Origin of the sequence: Enterobacter sp. E1 (genome assembly GCF_016809815.1) — a bacterium.
Taxonomy (GTDB): domain Bacteria; phylum Pseudomonadota; class Gammaproteobacteria; order Enterobacterales; family Enterobacteriaceae; genus Enterobacter; species Enterobacter adelaidei.
The window spans coordinates 167,605-184,585 of record NZ_JAFBJM010000003.1 but is presented as its reverse complement, the minus strand read 5'-3'; the positions used below and the strand labels follow the sequence as shown (position 1 = coordinate 184,585).

The following is a 16,981-nucleotide window of genomic DNA, read 5'->3' as shown; positions in this document are numbered from 1 at the left end:
GTCACTCCTTAACAGGTACCAGCGTCAGGAAGCCATTGCCAAGCTCAATGGTGCGTAGCTTGTCCGGGTCAAGATCGTCGCGGCTTAACACCAGCCGCCAGGTATTATTTTTCATATCCGGGCGGTTGAACAATCCAATAACCGCGACGTACTGCGCCTCTTCATCCATCGGCATATTGAGCATCACGCTGCCTTTAGGCATCACCAGCAGGGATTTACTCGCCACAATGTCTTCTTTCAGCACGGTGTCGGCATCACGCAACAGCTTCTGGTAATCGGCGGCATCCACCTTCTGACGGTCTTTCAACTGATAGACGCGTACCATGGTCGCCAGCGGCGTCTGCGCTTCATCAGCATTGGCGGCAGAGCGCGGCTCAAAGTCGAGATGAAGCACCTTAATCTTTTTGTAGAAGATGGCTTTGGTCATGCTGACCGCACCATCGGAAACAGTCTGGGTCAGGCCGCAGCCGGCCAGCAAACCGCAGAGCGCGAGCAGAGCAATCTGTCGCAGGGAAACGGATGTCATTCAGAGGTTCCTTTCAGAATAAACAGCAGAATTAATCAAAGCGGTAACCGCCATCCTGGGCAGGAAGTAGCGGTTTGCAGTCCAGCCCTTCATAGCAGCCCAGGCTGACGGTAAGGTGGCTGCGGCCAGTACTGAGAGCTCCGCCTTTTAGCCCCAGAATGCCGGTACGGCCCAGTTGAATACGGCGTTTTTGCCCAAGACGAGGATCGGGTAACACACTCACCGGAACGGTCAGACGCAGGCGTACATCCGAGCGGTAACCGAGATACACACGCAGCAGTACCAGCAAATCTGTGTGCAGTTGACCACCGGGCAGCCAGCCTTCGGCCTCTTCAGGATTATTGGTCGAAAGTATCAGCAGGATCCGACTACAGGCTTCTTTCCCGGTTTTGCCAAGCGTGGCGCGTTGCGACAGGGCTATCCGGTTTCCTTTCCCCAGGCCGCTGCGCTGTGCCACCTGCACTTTCACCGGGTCCGGGCTGATGATGGTCGCGGTAGTCTCCGGGGCCAGTAGCCTGACGAGCTGTCGAATGCCCTCGGCATTACGGGTCGGCAGGCGCATCGCACCGAGCAAGGCCAGAAAGCGAGAAACGGGTGTGGCAACGTGTTCCGCCGTGCCGGGGATCCCGAGGCCCACCAGCCCTAACAGGCACTGTGAGGTGTCGTCGGTTCCCCCCATTTCAAATGTCGCCGGGTAAGCGTATTTACGCCAGATACGGTAATACTGAGTGGTAATTCGGTGGCTGAAGATATCGAGAAACGCCGTGGTCGCTTCATACCCCTCGCGGCGCTGGGCAATGTCGTCCAGATACGCCGTCGGCAGGGGTGAATCTACGCCATACATCCCGAGGAACGTGGTGCGCACCGTGGGCGGCAGTTCCGGGTGGTCTTCGTCGGTTTCAACGGTTCGCAGTTCACTGGCCGGAAAGCCCATCCCCGGCCAGGGACGGAAGCGCACCGGATCGGCGGTTGGCTTTTCAGCGGTACCCAGCTGGGGTGCGTCAGGATTTTCCTGTTCCAGCAACTGGCAGTAACGGTAAAAGTTAACCCGCCAGATATCCTTGCCAAGCAGCTCTGTCAGCCCGGTACGTGCTGGCTGTGATTCTCTGTCCATCTCAGTCGTTTCCCTGTCGGTTGCAGTACCAGCGTGAGCTGATTGAAGAGGTGTACATCGGCATACAGCGCAAAGAAGCGATGCAGCATTTCGCCAAAGAGATTCACATCGCCCTCTCCGGCAAAGTTGTCGGCATTAAGGGTGACTTCAATCTCCACACCGCGCAGCATGTAGCCACGCTCAAAGCGGCGTACCAGCGTGTGTTTCACCGCCACGATGGCTTCCAGGCGGCGGCGGTTCATCTCGTCGTCGGTCCAGTCGTACAGCGCCAGCGTACCTCGAAGCACTTCCGGGTTATCCATCATGCTTAAGAAACTCGAGCCCAAATGGCTCATCACCCGCCAGTGGAAACGGTCATTCGCGGGCGGATAGAGCGGCAGGCTTGGCGCAATCAGGTTCAGAACCTTTACCGGAACCTTCCCTGCTTTCACGACCCGGTCGAGCAGCGTACTTTCCAGCGCCTTACGGGGCATCTGCCCGTTGGTGCCGGTGATGCGCATGGAGAGTGATTCTGGCTTATCTGCCAGTTGTTCAATTTCAAACGAACGCCCACCGAGAATCAGCCAGGTGTCGTACAGACCAGACGGGCCGCGCTTCACTCGCGTGTGGAAGTAACGTTCCGGCGCATCGTGACGCATCATGCCGCCGCGATGACGGAAGCTGGTGAACGGTACATACGGGTGCTTACCGTTTTTCACCGCTCCGTGAATGTTATCGACGCTGTAGATTTCAGTGTGCCCGTCCTGCACGCGCATCGGGCGCAGCAGGTATTCGTTTTCCAGCGGATCGATGGTCAGCGGATCCGCTTCCAGAGTGAAAAGATTTATCACCGGTGAGCAGTGCAGGCGGAAGTTTTCAGTTTCGAACGGCATATCGGATTGCCAGCCGCCGTTGAGCACGATGTCGATTTCAAACCAGGTAGTGTCCCGATTCAGCCCGGTCAGCTCCAGCCCACGTAGCTCCAAGAACATAAACTTCTGTCGGAAGCTGAAATACTCCAGCAGCAGCTGATAGCCGCTGAATGCCGAGTCGCCTTTCGGCCACAGACGCTCATTGTCTTCAAAGCCCATCGGCTTGCACCAGCCATCAAAGCAGATGCGTTCAGTGCGCGTTGCCGCATGGCGGACATACATTGTATGCACCCGGCGGGTCAGCGCCAGATGCAGGGCCGACGCTACCGGGCTTTCGGCATCAAGATAAAGGGCGACTTTATCAATGCCACTTTTCGCCCAGTCCACTTTGCTGCTGCATTCAAAACGCAGACGAATCGCCGCGCGCCCGTCAGGCTCGGTCTGCAAACGCGCATCAGCCAGATGAATGGGTTGCAGGGTGATGTCGCGAGTGGTGCGGTACTGACAAACGGTTTTGTCCGGCCCGACCGGACGCGACAATACCGAAAAACCTTCAGGCAGCACTTCGGCCTGCTTCAGCTGTTGCCATTCCGGCTCGAAGGACACTACGGAGAGTGACGGAATGGTGCGCATATAGTGTGGCCAGAGCAGACTGACCAGCCCTTCGGTCAGTTCCGGCAAGTCATCGTCGAGCTTTTCGCGCAGACGCCCCATCAGGAAGGCAAACCCTTCAAACAGGCGCTCGACATACGGGTCGCGGGCACCGGTTTTATCCAGATTGAGCATTGCAGCGCGATCGGGGTGGGCGCGGGCAAATTCTTTACCGGCTTCGCGCAGATAGCGCATCTCTGCTTCGTAATAGCGCAGGGTTAAATCATCCATGCACGGGTTTCCTGAGTATCGTGGTAGTCAAAAAAAGTGGAAATCAGATGTGGCCTTATCAGCCACACAGCACCATTGCCCGGGCGGGGTCAATGGCAATCAGGCCAGCCAACAGCTCGTCCATTTCAGGGGCGAGGCGGGTTTTGTCGCTTTCGCTGCGGCCTGCTTTGAGGCGAAGTAATTTCAGGCGGCGGGCCTGCACTTCAAACAGCAACGCAGGTTCCCAGTCATTGAGCGTCAGTTGTGGTGCGCTGCTGGTGAGTTCGCCAAGCAGATGGAGCGCCATTTCATTGCGCCCGAACTGCTCTGCAACGCGGGCCATGAGCAGACGCAGTAACCAGCGGTTACGGGAGGACTCCATACCCGGACGACTCTGAAGCCAGCCAAGCGCCGCCTCCGGGCCATCGCTGTCACCCTTTTCCATCGCCTCCGCTTCCAGCGCGAGAATGTCATCCGTTTGCTCTCCTCCGGCAACCGCGGCAGGTTCATTACCAAATCCCGGCATGTCGTCATTCACTTTTTCGGCAATCCAGGTCAGCGTCACTTCATCGGCAAACGGCGTGCCGTCGCTCCACGAGAGCTGCTCAAGGCCATGCAGGCGGCCCAGCAGCAGCTTCAGGTCGCTGAGGATGTAATCCGCCCAGCCATCCCAGGGCTGTCCGGCGCGGGTCAGCCCCTGCCAAAGGTACCACTGCAAATCGAGCCAGAAACGGTTGCCGCCTTCACAGAACATCGTACTCGCCTGCTCCACCAGCTCCGTCCAGCTCTGCTGTAGATACAATCTTTTAAGCTGCGCGCGGTAATCCGGTTTTGGCGGTGAAAGACGCGTGCGGCCGCTGGCATCCAGCGCTGGGATCTGACCCACCGTATCCCAGCGAACCGCTTTCATCAGCCGGTGCGACGCCAGCCAGCCGTCCTGCTGGTCGGCCAGCCAGCGGGAGAGCACCTTTGACTGGCTGAAAAACTCACCTTCAGACTTCACAACAATATCCGGGGCAGACGACCTGACTGTTGAAACAGGGGTACTTTCTGCCGTACCGGTGCCCTGTGGCGTTAAGCCATCCAGCCCACCTGAGCCTGCCAGACGGATTTCCAGCGCACGGGATAAACCGTCGAGAGAAGGACGATCGCTCTCCGGCCAGCTTTCCAGCAGCGTTTCCAGCAGGCAGAGAACCGCTGCCGTCTGTGAGGTCTGTTCGCGGGTAGCATCTGGCCAAAGAGAAAGCGTGTCCTGTATCTTCGTGCTATTCAGCCACTCCAGCGCAGACTTGCGTGCATTCGGGCGACGCGGATGACAATTCTCACCGTAGCGGCTCAGCACTGCAGCCAGCAGCTGTAGCCCTTCACATAACCCTGATTCCCCCTCCAACTGCAGACGGGCGAAGATATACCAGGTGACAACCCTTAAATCCCGGGCGGTATAACAGAGGATCTTTTCAGCCAGCTGATTCAGTTTTTCTGAATCCGTTCCAGAGAGCTTGTTGATTTCCTCGCGCATTAGCTGGAAATCGTCGTCATAGGCTGGGTCTTCCCCTGCCCCATCGCCGTCCGTTAACGGCTTAAGCCAGTTATCCCATTGTGTCAGGCTGCCCTGTTGACGGGCGAGCAGCGCGGACTGCTGCGCGTCATCAGGCACGCACAGTGCCAGCAGTGCTTTTGCAGTTGCCATCTTATTCCCCCTCCGTGGATGCAAAGGTGTTATTCACAGCATCGGCGCTGACCGAGAAAATCGATGCCGGCAGGCTGAACCCCTGTAGCTTCAGCAGCGCCAGCGGACCATCTCCCAGCTCGCTGCGCATAATAAATTTCAGCGGATTGCCGTCCTGTGTGATCCATACCAGCTGGGTTCGGCTGCTGTCGAGCGGGGTGATCAGCGCTTTATCCAGCAGACGGATAAAGCCCCAGTTACCTTGGTTGTGTTCGTACAGACGCATTCCTGCGGTATTGCTGCGCCAGCTCAGGTCGACGCCTGGATAATAGGTATTCCCCGGCCAGGTGAAGCTCTGCCAGCTTTCCATCTGGTTGAAGTAATCCAGATTCTGCCCGTCCAGCGCCAGTTGGATACGTGCAACATCTCGTGAAGGACGCGCCATCAGTTCAAAATGCACGCCTGCATCCCCCTGCGCAAAGACAATATCGGAGATATCCGCCAGTTGGTTGATCGCCGCCAGGAATGCTGGGTTGACGGTCACCCCCTGACTTGCGGAAGGATCGACCACCCAGTGGTTGCCTTCCTGATGCAGGATCCCGCCAAGGTTCGTTTTGAGGAATGCCGCGATACGCCCGGAATCACCACGCAGGAACTGCGCCAGAAGAGGAAGTGAAGCATCACTTCCCGTAGCCTTAAACGGGTAGCGCCCGGCAAATGCCGTATTCCACTGCGAGACGATAGTGCTCTGCCAGCGGGCATTGAGGCTGCCTGCCGCCGGGGCCAGCACTTGGCGCCAGGCCAGCTCAAGAGGCTGCACAAACAGCGCCTGGCCAAAACCGTTCCACTCTTGTCCAAGGCTTGCCGCCACAAGGCTGCCGTAATCGCGGGTGTCGGTCAGGTCAATCGCTTTACCCTGAAACACGGTCTGGGCCAGCATCTGAGCCATCGCCTGCGGATCCGGCGCACTGGTCACCTGTTGCAGCTTGAGGCGCACCTGCGTCACACGCGCCAGCCAGGACTGGAAGCTCAGGTTGCCGTTACTGCCCGTGCCGTCTTTCCCGACCATCAGGCCATTGAGCGGGCCAAACACACCGTCCAGCGGACCTTTTGGCCCCTGAGCCTGTTCAATAAACTGCTGTGCGTTCTTTTTACGGCCCACCAGCTTCTTCGCCGAATCGACAATTGAATCCGCCAGTGCTTCGCCCTTGGCTCCCGTCTGCCCCTGCCAGGCTAGCGTGTTCATCAGCGCCACCAGCGGTGACTGACGCACATCCGCCAGCAGGTTGAGCTGGGCAATCGCTTCAGACAGCGATTCCGCCTCGTGCCACTGAATGCTGTTCGCCAGGTTCAACCAGGCATTACCGAAATCGGTAAAGTAACGCTCGGTCAGGCGCTGCTTCAGCGCTTCCGGCGAGATATCGCTACCAGCCTGATGAGTCTTATCCGTCAGCACCCAGTCGATTTCTGCGCGGCGAGTTTTCACCACTTCATCAATAGCAGTTTCAACCTGCTCTTCCCACGCCTGCCGGGTGAACATCCCCGGCACCACTTCTTCGGTACTGAACAGCGTTGAGGCATTGGTATCACTGGTCATATCTGCCAGGGTTAAATCCGGCCAGTTACGGGCGATGCGCTGCAGCATTTCCTGATACAGACCAGACTCCGCATTACGCTGACCAATCTGCTTAAGCAAAATCTGACGCACAGTCCCCACCAGCTCGGCATCCGGTTTGATTGCCCACTCGGGATGAGACGGCAGATTCTGGGCATAGAAGCCAAGCAGTTTTGGAGCCTCGGTTTGCCATGCGCTGTCGGTTACGCCCGCACGCGTCGGCCAGACTTTCAGCATGTTTGCAGCCAGCCAGGGACCATCCGCTTTATCGGGGTGCCCCAGCATCAGGTAGCCCTTGAGCAGGTTATAGGTTTTTTGGGTGGCGGCAGTACGCGCATCACTGGCAGGAGGCAGTTGCACAAAGGCGTCCAGCTGGCGGCGGAGCTCATCGGCCAATGCATCACGCATCAGCCCATGATTATTGCGGGCATACAAGGGCCAGAGTGAATTCAGCGTTTCACGGTCCTGATTCAGGCCAAACGTTGTGTACCATGGCGCGCCATGGGCTTCCCGGTCCTGCAAACGGGCGATGGCCTGTTGCAGAACCAGCTGGTTGCGCAGACGTTCTGTCAGCGGCTGGCGGGTATCGGCAGCAACACGCGCCGTTTCCTGCGCCTGATAAATCTGCGCCCGATTAACCACCAGTGAAAGCAGCGTTCCCGCGCCCCACAGCAGAACCAGCGCCAGCAACACCAATCGCAGAACTCGCGGCCAGTGGAAGCCGATTTTACGGGCATGAACATGGAGACAATCATCTTCCAGCGCCTGCCATGCAGGCGGACTTAAGCGTGCATTCGGCTGCGTGGGAGTCGCCACCTGAGCAGGGCTGAACATCACCCCACGCAGACGATAAGGTGCCGGGCCTGTCATCAGGCTGGTCAGCAGCGGCGTTAACTGCTGTTTGAGAGGCCCGCGCAGCTGATCGGAGAGTTGTAGCAGCCAGTCGTGTCGGGTATCACTCAGCAGCACGGGCATGCCCGCATCGCGTAAACGGGAAGACAGCGTGGTCAGTGATTCAACCGCCGCTTCCGGTGCAGCCCCCGGTCCGAACAATGAGCCAGTCGCCGGAACCCCCTCGCCTTCCTGGCTCCAGGCTTCCTCGCGGATAAACCACAGCCAGACCGGAGCCTGCCAGCCAAACAGCGAATCCCCTTTCTGGCGGCTGCGAACGAGCGTATCCAGCGCAGCAGCATCCGGAAGCTGGGCACAGTCCATCACCTGCACAATACCATCCAACGGGCGCTGAGGACGAACCTCATTCAGCACATCAACAAATTCAGGTTCGGGCGTGGCTTTTGCCTGGCCCGCATGGATCAGCACAATGCCGTCGTTTTCCTGCCAGTGGTCACGCTTAAGGCCCGGTACCACTTTCTCGATATGATCATCTGTGCCCTGCACCAACAGTAAGCGGACTTTGGATTTCCAGCGACGGCCGTAGCGCAGGCGGAGGTGATCGATGAGTGGTTCGGCGAGAAAACTACCTTCGATCCGTTCCTTTTCATCAACGAACGTATTCGCCAGATTAGACGCTGGCGCACTGGCAGAATCACTTTTGTTTTTCCCCCACTGCTTGCGTGCGCCACTACGACCGGCAAAGAAAAAGTGCTTTTCCAACCCCCAGGCAATCAGAAGAACAGCAACACTGATTGTTGCGCAGACTAAAAGCACCCGTTCAATGGCATAAGGCCCCAGTCCAAACTTTGATGCCATATAATCGCTGCCCGAGGTCAGCAAAAAAACAATGATGGCATTCAGAAATATGAGAGCTAAAAACGTCGCACCAAGAAGTGATTTTTCTTTGGCTTTTTCTTTTAATTTTGTCATTCCCTGATTACTTCCTTCTGTCGTTCTTCTGCTGTAATAGTGTCAAGCCAGATATCGTCACTCCTGGGGTCAGAATGGGCGGCAATAAACTGCACGCCACTTTCCTGAACAACTTCACCGGCTAATGCAACCGCTATCCAGAACGATGCGTTTCCGGGAAACCCGAGAACTTCATCTATATTTTTAATATCGTCAGTCAGGCTGAGCGTTGTTTTGTTATCTTCGCAGGCCTGATTCAACCCTGACAAAGAGGTTACCCCCTCGCCAGTCATCCATATTCTCTTTATCCCTTCCGGCTTTATTTCCGCCCAGCGCAGGGCATGCATCATATTGTGGGTCAGCGTCTCGTTACGGCTTTTTTGAGGACGGTGCAATCTGACTGCATCCGGGAATCGATGACTTTTGCGGTTACAGAGCACTATCGACGTAATGGCTTCAGCGTCGTTTTCTTCAGGCGTTGAGCGTAATGAAACAGTGAGCACGATCAATACGGAAGGTTTTTCCCAGTAGCGATCCAGCCAGTAGTCCACGCAGGCAGGTCCGTTAACAGATAACCTGCGCAGCGATCTTTCTGATTTCAGCATCACCAGTTGAAGCAATGCAGCCTCTTCTTGTTCTGATAATCCCGCATCACATTCAAACATCACCCAACATTCAAGCGTTTCAGGAAGCTGTTCGAGTACATTCTTAACGCGAATTGCCGCTTTGGTGAGCGCCTCTTCAAGGGCAGCAGGGTTAGTGTCAAATTCAGTCAATCTGGAATGTCGTACGGCAATATTTCCCACGCGAGGTTTGACGGTATCCATCACTGGCATGCCCTGCTCTATTGCCACCAGCAGGGTCCCCACACCACGACCAGCCTGAGTCTGCACAAACGCATCCAGAATCCAGGCAAAACGTCTCCCACGGGAGATCTCATCGCTTTCAATAAGATCACACTCGTAGTTAAAGCCAGCCCCGCCCTTTTGTTCAATTCTGTAGCCCACCCGCCGGAAGTTGAACAACATCCCCCACAGGCAAAAAGGCAGCCCCAGTGCGGTGAACCAGAATACAAACCCGCTTCGTTCATCCGTCCATTGCCAGAGCGTTAGCGTGGTGCCTGCTATCAGAAGAATAAACAAACAAATAACCCAGCGCAGGGTTAGAGGCCGCACGATCTTTTCAGCATCGGCGGGAACTTCATCCAGATAAACCGGCATTTTCAGCCAACCTTTCCTGCAGAAAACGAACTAATAAGCGTGCAGCCACACCCGCATTTATGGCCATGAAAGGCAACGGGGACGCCGTTATCAAGATAATTGGGGTTGCCTTCGACAATGGTTGTCGGGCCGTGCCCCTCAACCGGGCATGTCACTTTATCGCCTTTACGAGCGACACCAATGCCGCCGAACTTCATTGTGGAAGAACAGGTTAATACTGAACCGCCGTGAGTTGTTTTGTCGCCTTTACGGATAATGGGTAGCATTATGAAAACCTTTTTAAATTAAAAACCTGACAGACGAAAAAGTATTACTCTTGAATTTGGTCCAGCAAGTCATTTAAATCATCGACTCTCGAGATATCCATATCCATACGAAATACGCTATACATTGGAGAGCCAATCATAAAACCCTGAACATCACACCAGTTCTCGCGAGAAACAAGCCAGCTCTTTTGTGCCAACTCGAAATTTTTAGCGACATCGGGAACATTTCGGGATTCTATTATTGTATAAATTTTTTGATAGATGACTTTCATGTCTTTCTTTGTAGCAGCTGCTGGTAGTTAAACGGCACGCTGCTGTGGCTCATTTGCAGGTCTGCTTTTGCTGCCGCCAGCAGGGTCTCAAAAATGTTTTTCACCAGACCATCCGGCGGTGTTTTGCCGTCCAGATGGTCGAAGGTGGTGGCTTCATCGGTGATGGTTTTAAAACCCAGCTTTTCAAAATCGTACTGCGAAAGTTTTTCCACACCTTTGCCGTCAGTTGGAACATAGCCGTGGGCAAACGGCAGGTAATAATATGCCTTCTTCTTCGCATTCTGCTCTGTTTTCACCTGGCTCAGCTTCAGGATTGCTCCGCCGTCTTTCGCTAGACCTTTATTAGTGAATACGCCTGTCTTCAGCCCCCCTCAACAGCATAGTCAAGGAAGGTATTTATCTGCGCCTTCATCATCACCAGTGTCAATTTCGCACCGTGACGATGTTACCACGCTAAATGTATTAGCATTGTATTTGTAGGCAGCATTGGCGCACTTAGTTTGTTTAAAATCCCCATTTTCTGGTTTGTTCTGTCCAGATACCCATACCAAAGAACTATTTGGGTAGTATTCGATAGAAAATGAATCAGGAGATGGTGTTCCGTTGTCAATAGTAGCGAAGTATTTAGTATTGCCATTAAATTCTGGTAGAGTAGATACAACCCTTCCCGTTTTTTTATCGATAACCCATCCGCAAACCCAACCATCATTTCCGCATTCTTTTGATAATACCCCCCCCTTACTGATCACCAGACGATAATGCCCAGAAAAATTTACTGGTTTAACCAACTCATTCTCGATAAGCGAACGCCAATCAGCCGAGAAGCCTCGCTGAACTGCCGTTAGCTCAACTTTGTTCACGAATGGACCAGAGCTAATCACAGTCGAATAATCTGAAAACTTTGGACTTGAACCATCCTCAGAAAAAGCATCAAATGAGAATAAAACAAAGAAAACAAACAGAATGTTAACTACTTTCATTTTTTGACTCCTCAAGAACTCTGACCATATCATCTGGCTTGATATGTGCTTTATTTATTCCATCGCCAGAATAATAAGAAACACCCTCACTTTGAGCATAGCGCCTTACGCCTATTTTTTTATTATTCTTATCTCTTTTGAAACTACCATCATCATTTTTTTCGAACTCCGTCTTCGAGCGACTAATTTCTTTACCTTTGCGAACACCTGCTGAAGCGAACTCTTTTGCCCAATCGTATATCGCATCCTCTACGCTGCCATTCCCTTCAAGATAGTTGATTATAGCCGGGCGTTTTACTTTAATTAAATAACCCTCAAATATTCTATCTTGCATAGCCTCGTTATATAAATCATTTGTATTTAAACCCAATGACTTTATTGCTGCTTTCAATGCATCAGGTGTAATCTGGAACCTTCCAGTCGCAAATAATCCATTAGATGATGCATCATCCTGACAATCTCGTACTTGCTGTAAAGTCATTGCCGTAAGGTTTGTCTTGTAATGCGGAGTATAAGTCACATGAACATTATAAGCCGTGTAGTCATTCTTAGATTCAACATTTCCAAGAAAATCTGCAAACTTACTGTGCGCCCATCCAGTTTTGCTCTTCAGTAACGCCCCCAAAAACATCACCGGATGCATATGACATATCATCGGCCCCAGCTTCTCTTTCGCCGCCTCCTGCATCCAGACCATCTTATCGATATATCCTTCGCTGTAGGTCTTCCACTCCGGTGCATCTTTGGTCAGGTTTTTCAGGAACGGCTGCCAGATGGTATCACCCTTTTTGTAGTACCACTCACTCGGATGCTTCACGATAAGTTTGCTTCTGGCATCACGGTATGACGGGTTCTGCACGGCACTCAGATATTCCTGAGGGGAATACGGCGTCTCTCTGCTTTCTATCTTGTTCAACAGCCGCTGGTAGTTAAACGGCACGCTGCTGTGGCTCATTCTCGGGTCTGCTTTTGCTGCGGCCAACAGAGTCTCGAAAATGTTTTTCACCAGACCATCCGGCGGTGTTTTGCCGTCCAGATGGTCGAAGGTGGTGGCTTCATCGATAATGGTTTTAAAACCCAGCTTTTCAAAATCGTACTGCGAAAGTTTTTCCACACCTTTGCCGTCAGTTGGAACATAGCCGTGGGCAAACGGCAGGTAATAAAATGCCTTCTTCTTCGCATCCTGCTCCGTTTTCACCTGACTCAGCTTCAGAATAGCTTCGCCATCACTCGTTCTGCCTTCGTTAGTGAACGCACCCGTTTTCACGTTTTTCTCATACAGCGGCAGACCTGCCGGACACTTCAGCCAGAGCGGAGTTGCCTGTCCGACTTTTTCCGGGTTTTTCAGGAAAGCTTCCAGATTGTCATCCATGCTCAGACACTCGATATGTACCTGATAGCGGGATTCATATCCTCCCTCTTTCGGGGCCTGGAAATACCCGAGGTGCCCAACGGCATCGCCAGCCTTAATCGCATACGGCGTCGGGCACGCCACGCTGTCAAACAGCATGGTCTGTGTGAAAGGTGGCAGAAGCTGTGTCCACCAGGCCGGACGGGTGGCTTCTCCCTTTACCGGAATGACGTTTTTCTTGTCCACCAGAATCCAGTACTGCTGGCCCGGTTGCAGTTTGGTTTTACTTTTTGTGTCTTCCGGGGAAAGCCCCAGGAAAGTCACCAGCCCGTAACTACGCCCTGCGCTTGTCGTTCTCAGGCTTGTATCGGCATCATCCCACTCCACCCGGGAACCTTTTGGCATTGTCGCCACCCGGTACGAATCATTCACACTTTTGCTGTCAGCACCGGCACTCAGCAGCCATTCCGGCTTATAGGCCGAAAGGCTGTCGTTGACCGTCCACTGCTTTTTCCCGTCACTTGCGCTGTACGCTGACCACGGAGCCAGATGCATATAAAGCGTGTAGAAATGCAGGCCGCTTTCTTTTTTCTCTCCCGGCTGAACGTAGTGCTTTACCAGCACAAACGAACCGGAGAGTTTCATCGGCCCAGTTTCCCATGGTGCATCCACGTAATCGCGGCAAATGCGGTAAGCAACCACCTCACCATCCGCCATACAGCGCACGGCCTGTTCGCCTTTGTAAGGCACGGGGAAATCGACCGCTTCAGATGCAGCCTTGCCACTCAGCGCACACCACGGCGTAGTCGTGTTGGTAATATGAATACCGCCATGCCACATGCCGTTGCGGCCCAGCATGTAGGTTCCCGTCGGTTCGCCATCCAGGTGCGCAAGAATGTCTTCTACTGGAACAAATTCCTGACCGTTTTGTTTTTTTATCGGGTAACAGATTTTTATTTTGCCGGGTTGACTGTTTTCAGGTTGTGTTGCTGTTTGTTCCGTCGCCCCATAGCGATACATTACAAAAGCTGGTTTTGTATTCCGATAAAGCTGACCCGGATAAAATCCTCTTAGTTGCACAAAGTCCGATACCCAGTTAGTACCATTGAAGATTGCGATATGTCCGTGCGGATGACCGTCAATAGGTTGAATAACAACGACATCACCAGCTTGTTGGCCTGGAATAATTGCAGTATCAACAGAGCCGTTTCCTGAGTAGGTATATACAACCTTGAATCCTACCTCGACAAAAGAGGGGCCATAGTCACATGCTGACGCAGAATTTCCTATTCTGGGAGGAGGGATTCGAATATGTACCCCACCTGCTTCAGTTGCTCTTCTAACGTACCCAGCACATTTACCCAGACTCCTGGGCTCAGCATGACTATTGACATAGCCGATTGAACGATTTTTATCCCACATATTATCAGCCTTTTTAATATTTAGTCACACGGCTAATTTTCCAGCTGCGTTCAACAGGTACTAATGAAACTTTTAACCGCATTACAGGCTCCGGATACTTTCCTAAAGACACTTTAAAATCAGCACTAGCGTCACTTTTCTTTAGAGGAGTGATGTTAATAACTTTTTTCCAGGTAGGATAAATATCCTGAGACTTTGTAAAATAGTTAACATCGGTCTCAACCCAGACACCATCCCAATTACAGATATAATCTCCTTTACTACTTTTGCAATCTCTTTTTTTAACACACATTTTTTCCAGGTCCTCGCCACTCGCTGAATCATCAGAATCATAGTTGCACAGAGACGAGTTGTTCACGCTCTTAATAACATCACTTAGAACATAGGTAGTAACAAGATCAGAGCTCGCAGCCCCATCCTCACTAATGTAAGAGTGATAAAAATAATTCAAAACTTTCTCTGCTGAATCTAATTGAGAAGAATAAGACAGTCTCGAAAAAAGAATAAACACCACCAGAATAGCAAACTGACCAAGACATTTCTTTTTAAAAATCATAAAACCCTCTCAATAATAAAGGCCGTAGAAAATAGCCATTAGCTTTGCACCATAGGGAACTCATCTATCGTTATTTATTCTTTTATGACAACAATCTTTACTTCAAGAGTAATATCAATCACTCAGTGATTTGCTAGTGACATTTTTCATTTGCGAAATGTCAGTCACATTAAAGTCAGGTGCCTCAACAGGCAGGTTATTTCCGGAGCCCGGCACTTCATAACTTGCGGCTTTCGTAATGAAATCCCCGTTAGTCCCGTGCTCAATCCCGCTTTCACTCAGCTTGAGGTAAGACCCCCCGCCATTCAGCGTCAGGGTTTTCGGGGTGCTGATGGTGATTTCATCCTGACTGCTGGTGACCGTGAACTGCTGGTCGGCGCTCATTTCCAGCGTACTGTGCTGTGCGCGAACTTCAACATTGCCCAGGTTGGCGATAACTTTCGCCCCGGCCTTATGGGCAAACAGCCCCAGAGACTGCTCAGCGCTCACCGTGACATTTTTCATGGCCCCGATATCGACATGCTGGCCTGCGGTGACCATGGTGTTTTTTGCGCTGGTCAGCTGCAGATGCTCGCCGGAAGTCAGGGCCACCCCCTGCGGGGCGGAGGCCAGCACCACTGCCGACTGTAAATCTTTCAGGCGGCTCTGGATCAGGCTGGTCTGCGTCTGAATATCACAGGTCAGCGCTTTTGCCTGTTCGGCTGCGCCGTTCAGCGCCTGCATTTCGCTGTTGGCCTGGGTAATCTGGCTGACTGCCGGGTTCATCTCCAGCACCTGCCCCTGGCCTTTGGTCTGGGCATCCGCTGTCAGATAAATACCACGGGCGGCACGCACGGCACCAAATTCATCCGTGCGCAGTTCAAAGCCAGTACCGCGCTGTTCACGCCGGGCATCGACCAGGTGGCCGATATTGAGCTGGGTCTTGCCAAACTCCGTCGCGAGCTTAATGTGCTCTTCCTGACGTTTGTCTTCCAGGCGGAGTTTGTTGTTTGCAGGCGTTCGCAGAACGTTGCGCGTGTGGTTATCGTCAGTAACGTGATCAGGATGTTCCGAATCGTGCTGGGCATGGGCGATATACGGGCGATCGGGATCGCCCGCGTCGAACATCACCGAGACTTCGGTACCGTCCAGCAATGGTGCGTGGAAGCCGTAGTTGTCGCCGGCATACGGCTTCGCCATACGCAGCCACAGATAGGCATAGCCCTGCTCACTGCTGCTGCGGTCAAAGTCGAGCTTCGTGCGGTAGCGGCCCTGATTGTCCAGCCAGGCATAGGTATCGCCTTTCTCGGTGCTTTCCACACGCGCGGGCAACGTTCCGGCGATCACCGGGCGGTTATGCAGCGGCGGGCGGTAGCACACGGCTTCGCTGTAAGGGAGCCCGGTAAAGATCATCTGAAAACTTTTTTTGCGCGACCCGCTGCTCTGCACACCCGTAATGACGATACCGTCTTTCAGGCTGGCTGGCAGTGAGCCCTGCGGCTCAAGTACTTCACCCGGTGCCAGCACCGGGCTGGTCGTTTTCCCTGTGACCGCCTGCTGCGCATTCAGAATACGTTCATGACGCAGACGGGCATAATACGCCCCGCTTTCCGGGGTGTCGGTATCCCCTTCTCTCAGGAAAGGCTCGGCGTAGTGATATACCTCCCCCGTGGTGATGCCATCCGCCGTGCTGACTGACGCGGAACTGTCCTGCGGCGTCAGCGCTTCGCGGTAGTTGTAATCGCGGCTGGCAACGCTTTCAGACACCACCAGGTGCCCCGTTTTGATATCCCAGACGCTGAGCTGGCCGTTATCACTGGTGCGTGACGGCTGGATCAGCGGCAGGGTGATGCCAAACTGGTACTGCTCCTGGCTGTCCTGGAAAATCACCACATCCTGTTCAAGGCGGCCGTCCATTTCAAAACGCCAGAAAATCCCCACTTCTGCCAGCAGGCGCTGCACGAACTCAAGGTCGGTTTCGCGCCACTGGGTGATCAGCTCGCGTGCCGGATAAGCCTGCGACAGGCGGAATTCGAAATCAGCCCCTTCCAGCCCGTGGGAACGCAGGATCTGCTCCACGACTTCCACAACGGACTGATTGAGGTAAATCTCGCTGCGTTTTGTATGCTGTAACAGCGCGATACGCGGCACGATTTTCAGCGTGTAGTACGTTTCATCCGCCGAAGTCGAAAGACGCTGGAATGTCTCAACCACACCATAGACGGTACGCACAGGCGTGGCAGGCAGACCGTTATACAACGGAACCTGAAACATGAACGAGGCGGGTTTAAGCAACATGCTGTCGCTGGCAATATCGCCAGCGGTGCAGGTCACTTTAACGGTGTAGTGCCACGGTTCGCTGAGTTTCTCCTCCGCTTTGAAATTGAAGACATCCAGAAAGTGCGGGCACCCGTGAACGTCCAGCTTGTAGCGGGACATCCCCAGAAGTTCGTCGATTTTTTCCTTTGCCTGGGTAATCACTGAATCACTCATCCT

General features: G+C 53.4%; 13 protein-coding genes. All 13 read right to left on the bottom strand.

Annotated elements, in window-relative coordinates; genetic code table 11:
• Nucleotide 1: 1 nt before the first annotated feature.
• Nucleotides 2-526: a type VI secretion system lipoprotein TssJ gene (tssJ, locus tag JGF26_RS09905; protein ID WP_134707948.1), complete on the bottom strand. Its 525-nt coding sequence runs from the start codon at nucleotides 524-526 to the stop codon at nucleotides 2-4.
• Nucleotides 527-557: 31 nt separating this feature from the next.
• Complete coding sequence (gene tssG / locus JGF26_RS09900) at nucleotides 558-1,640, bottom strand: type VI secretion system baseplate subunit TssG (RefSeq protein WP_108090441.1); 1,083 nt, start codon at nucleotides 1,638-1,640, stop codon at nucleotides 558-560.
• Nucleotides 1,604-3,373 carry a type VI secretion system baseplate subunit TssF gene (tssF, locus tag JGF26_RS09895; RefSeq protein ID WP_108090442.1) on the bottom strand — a complete coding sequence of 590 codons (1,770 nt, stop codon included), beginning with the start codon at nucleotides 3,371-3,373 and terminating at the stop codon, nucleotides 1,604-1,606. The genes tssG and tssF overlap by 37 nt, the downstream gene beginning before the upstream one ends.
• Before the next feature lie 58 nt (nucleotides 3,374-3,431).
• Nucleotides 3,432-5,042: a type VI secretion system protein TssA gene (gene tssA / locus JGF26_RS09890; protein WP_108090443.1), complete on the bottom strand. Its 1,611-nt coding sequence runs from the start codon at nucleotides 5,040-5,042 to the stop codon at nucleotides 3,432-3,434.
• 1 nt (nucleotide 5,043) lies between these two features.
• Nucleotides 5,044-8,460 carry an ImcF-related family protein gene (locus JGF26_RS09885; RefSeq protein ID WP_134707949.1) on the bottom strand — a complete coding sequence of 1,139 codons (3,417 nt, stop codon included), beginning with the start codon at nucleotides 8,458-8,460 and terminating at the stop codon, nucleotides 5,044-5,046.
• Nucleotides 8,457-9,659 (bottom strand): PrgI family protein, encoded by a 1,203-nt coding sequence (locus JGF26_RS09880; protein WP_129324637.1) that lies wholly within the window; start codon nucleotides 9,657-9,659, stop codon nucleotides 8,457-8,459. Before JGF26_RS09880 ends, JGF26_RS09885 begins: the two co-directional genes overlap by 4 nt.
• A gap of 2 nt (nucleotides 9,660-9,661) precedes the next feature.
• Nucleotides 9,662-9,925 (bottom strand): PAAR domain-containing protein, encoded by a 264-nt coding sequence (locus JGF26_RS09875; RefSeq protein WP_129324638.1) that lies wholly within the window; start codon nucleotides 9,923-9,925, stop codon nucleotides 9,662-9,664.
• A 44-nt stretch (nucleotides 9,926-9,969) separates the two neighbouring features.
• A complete protein-coding gene (locus tag JGF26_RS09870) occupies nucleotides 9,970-10,197 on the bottom strand; it encodes a DUF1311 domain-containing protein (RefSeq protein WP_134707950.1) in 228 nt (75 codons plus the stop codon).
• Nucleotides 10,194-10,493 (bottom strand): hypothetical protein, encoded by a 300-nt coding sequence (locus JGF26_RS09865; RefSeq protein WP_129324640.1) that lies wholly within the window; start codon nucleotides 10,491-10,493, stop codon nucleotides 10,194-10,196. Before JGF26_RS09865 ends, JGF26_RS09870 begins: the two co-directional genes overlap by 4 nt.
• 87 nt (nucleotides 10,494-10,580) lie before the next feature.
• The gene (locus JGF26_RS09860; RefSeq protein ID WP_129324641.1) at nucleotides 10,581-11,177 is read right to left on the bottom strand and encodes a hypothetical protein; all 597 of its coding nucleotides are present in this window, start codon (nucleotides 11,175-11,177) and stop codon (nucleotides 10,581-10,583) included.
• A complete protein-coding gene (locus JGF26_RS09855; protein WP_203250364.1) occupies nucleotides 11,164-13,950 on the bottom strand; it encodes a hypothetical protein in 2,787 nt (928 codons plus the stop codon). The genes JGF26_RS09860 and JGF26_RS09855 overlap by 14 nt, the downstream gene beginning before the upstream one ends.
• A 13-nt stretch (nucleotides 13,951-13,963) precedes the next feature.
• Complete coding sequence (locus JGF26_RS09850) at nucleotides 13,964-14,506, bottom strand: DUF3828 domain-containing protein (RefSeq protein WP_134707951.1); 543 nt, start codon at nucleotides 14,504-14,506, stop codon at nucleotides 13,964-13,966.
• A gap of 114 nt (nucleotides 14,507-14,620) precedes the next feature.
• On the bottom strand, nucleotides 14,621-16,978 hold the full coding sequence (vgrG, locus tag JGF26_RS09845; protein ID WP_134707952.1) for a type VI secretion system Vgr family protein: 2,358 nt from the start codon (nucleotides 16,976-16,978) through the stop codon (nucleotides 14,621-14,623).
• Nucleotides 16,979-16,981 lie beyond the last annotated feature (3 nt).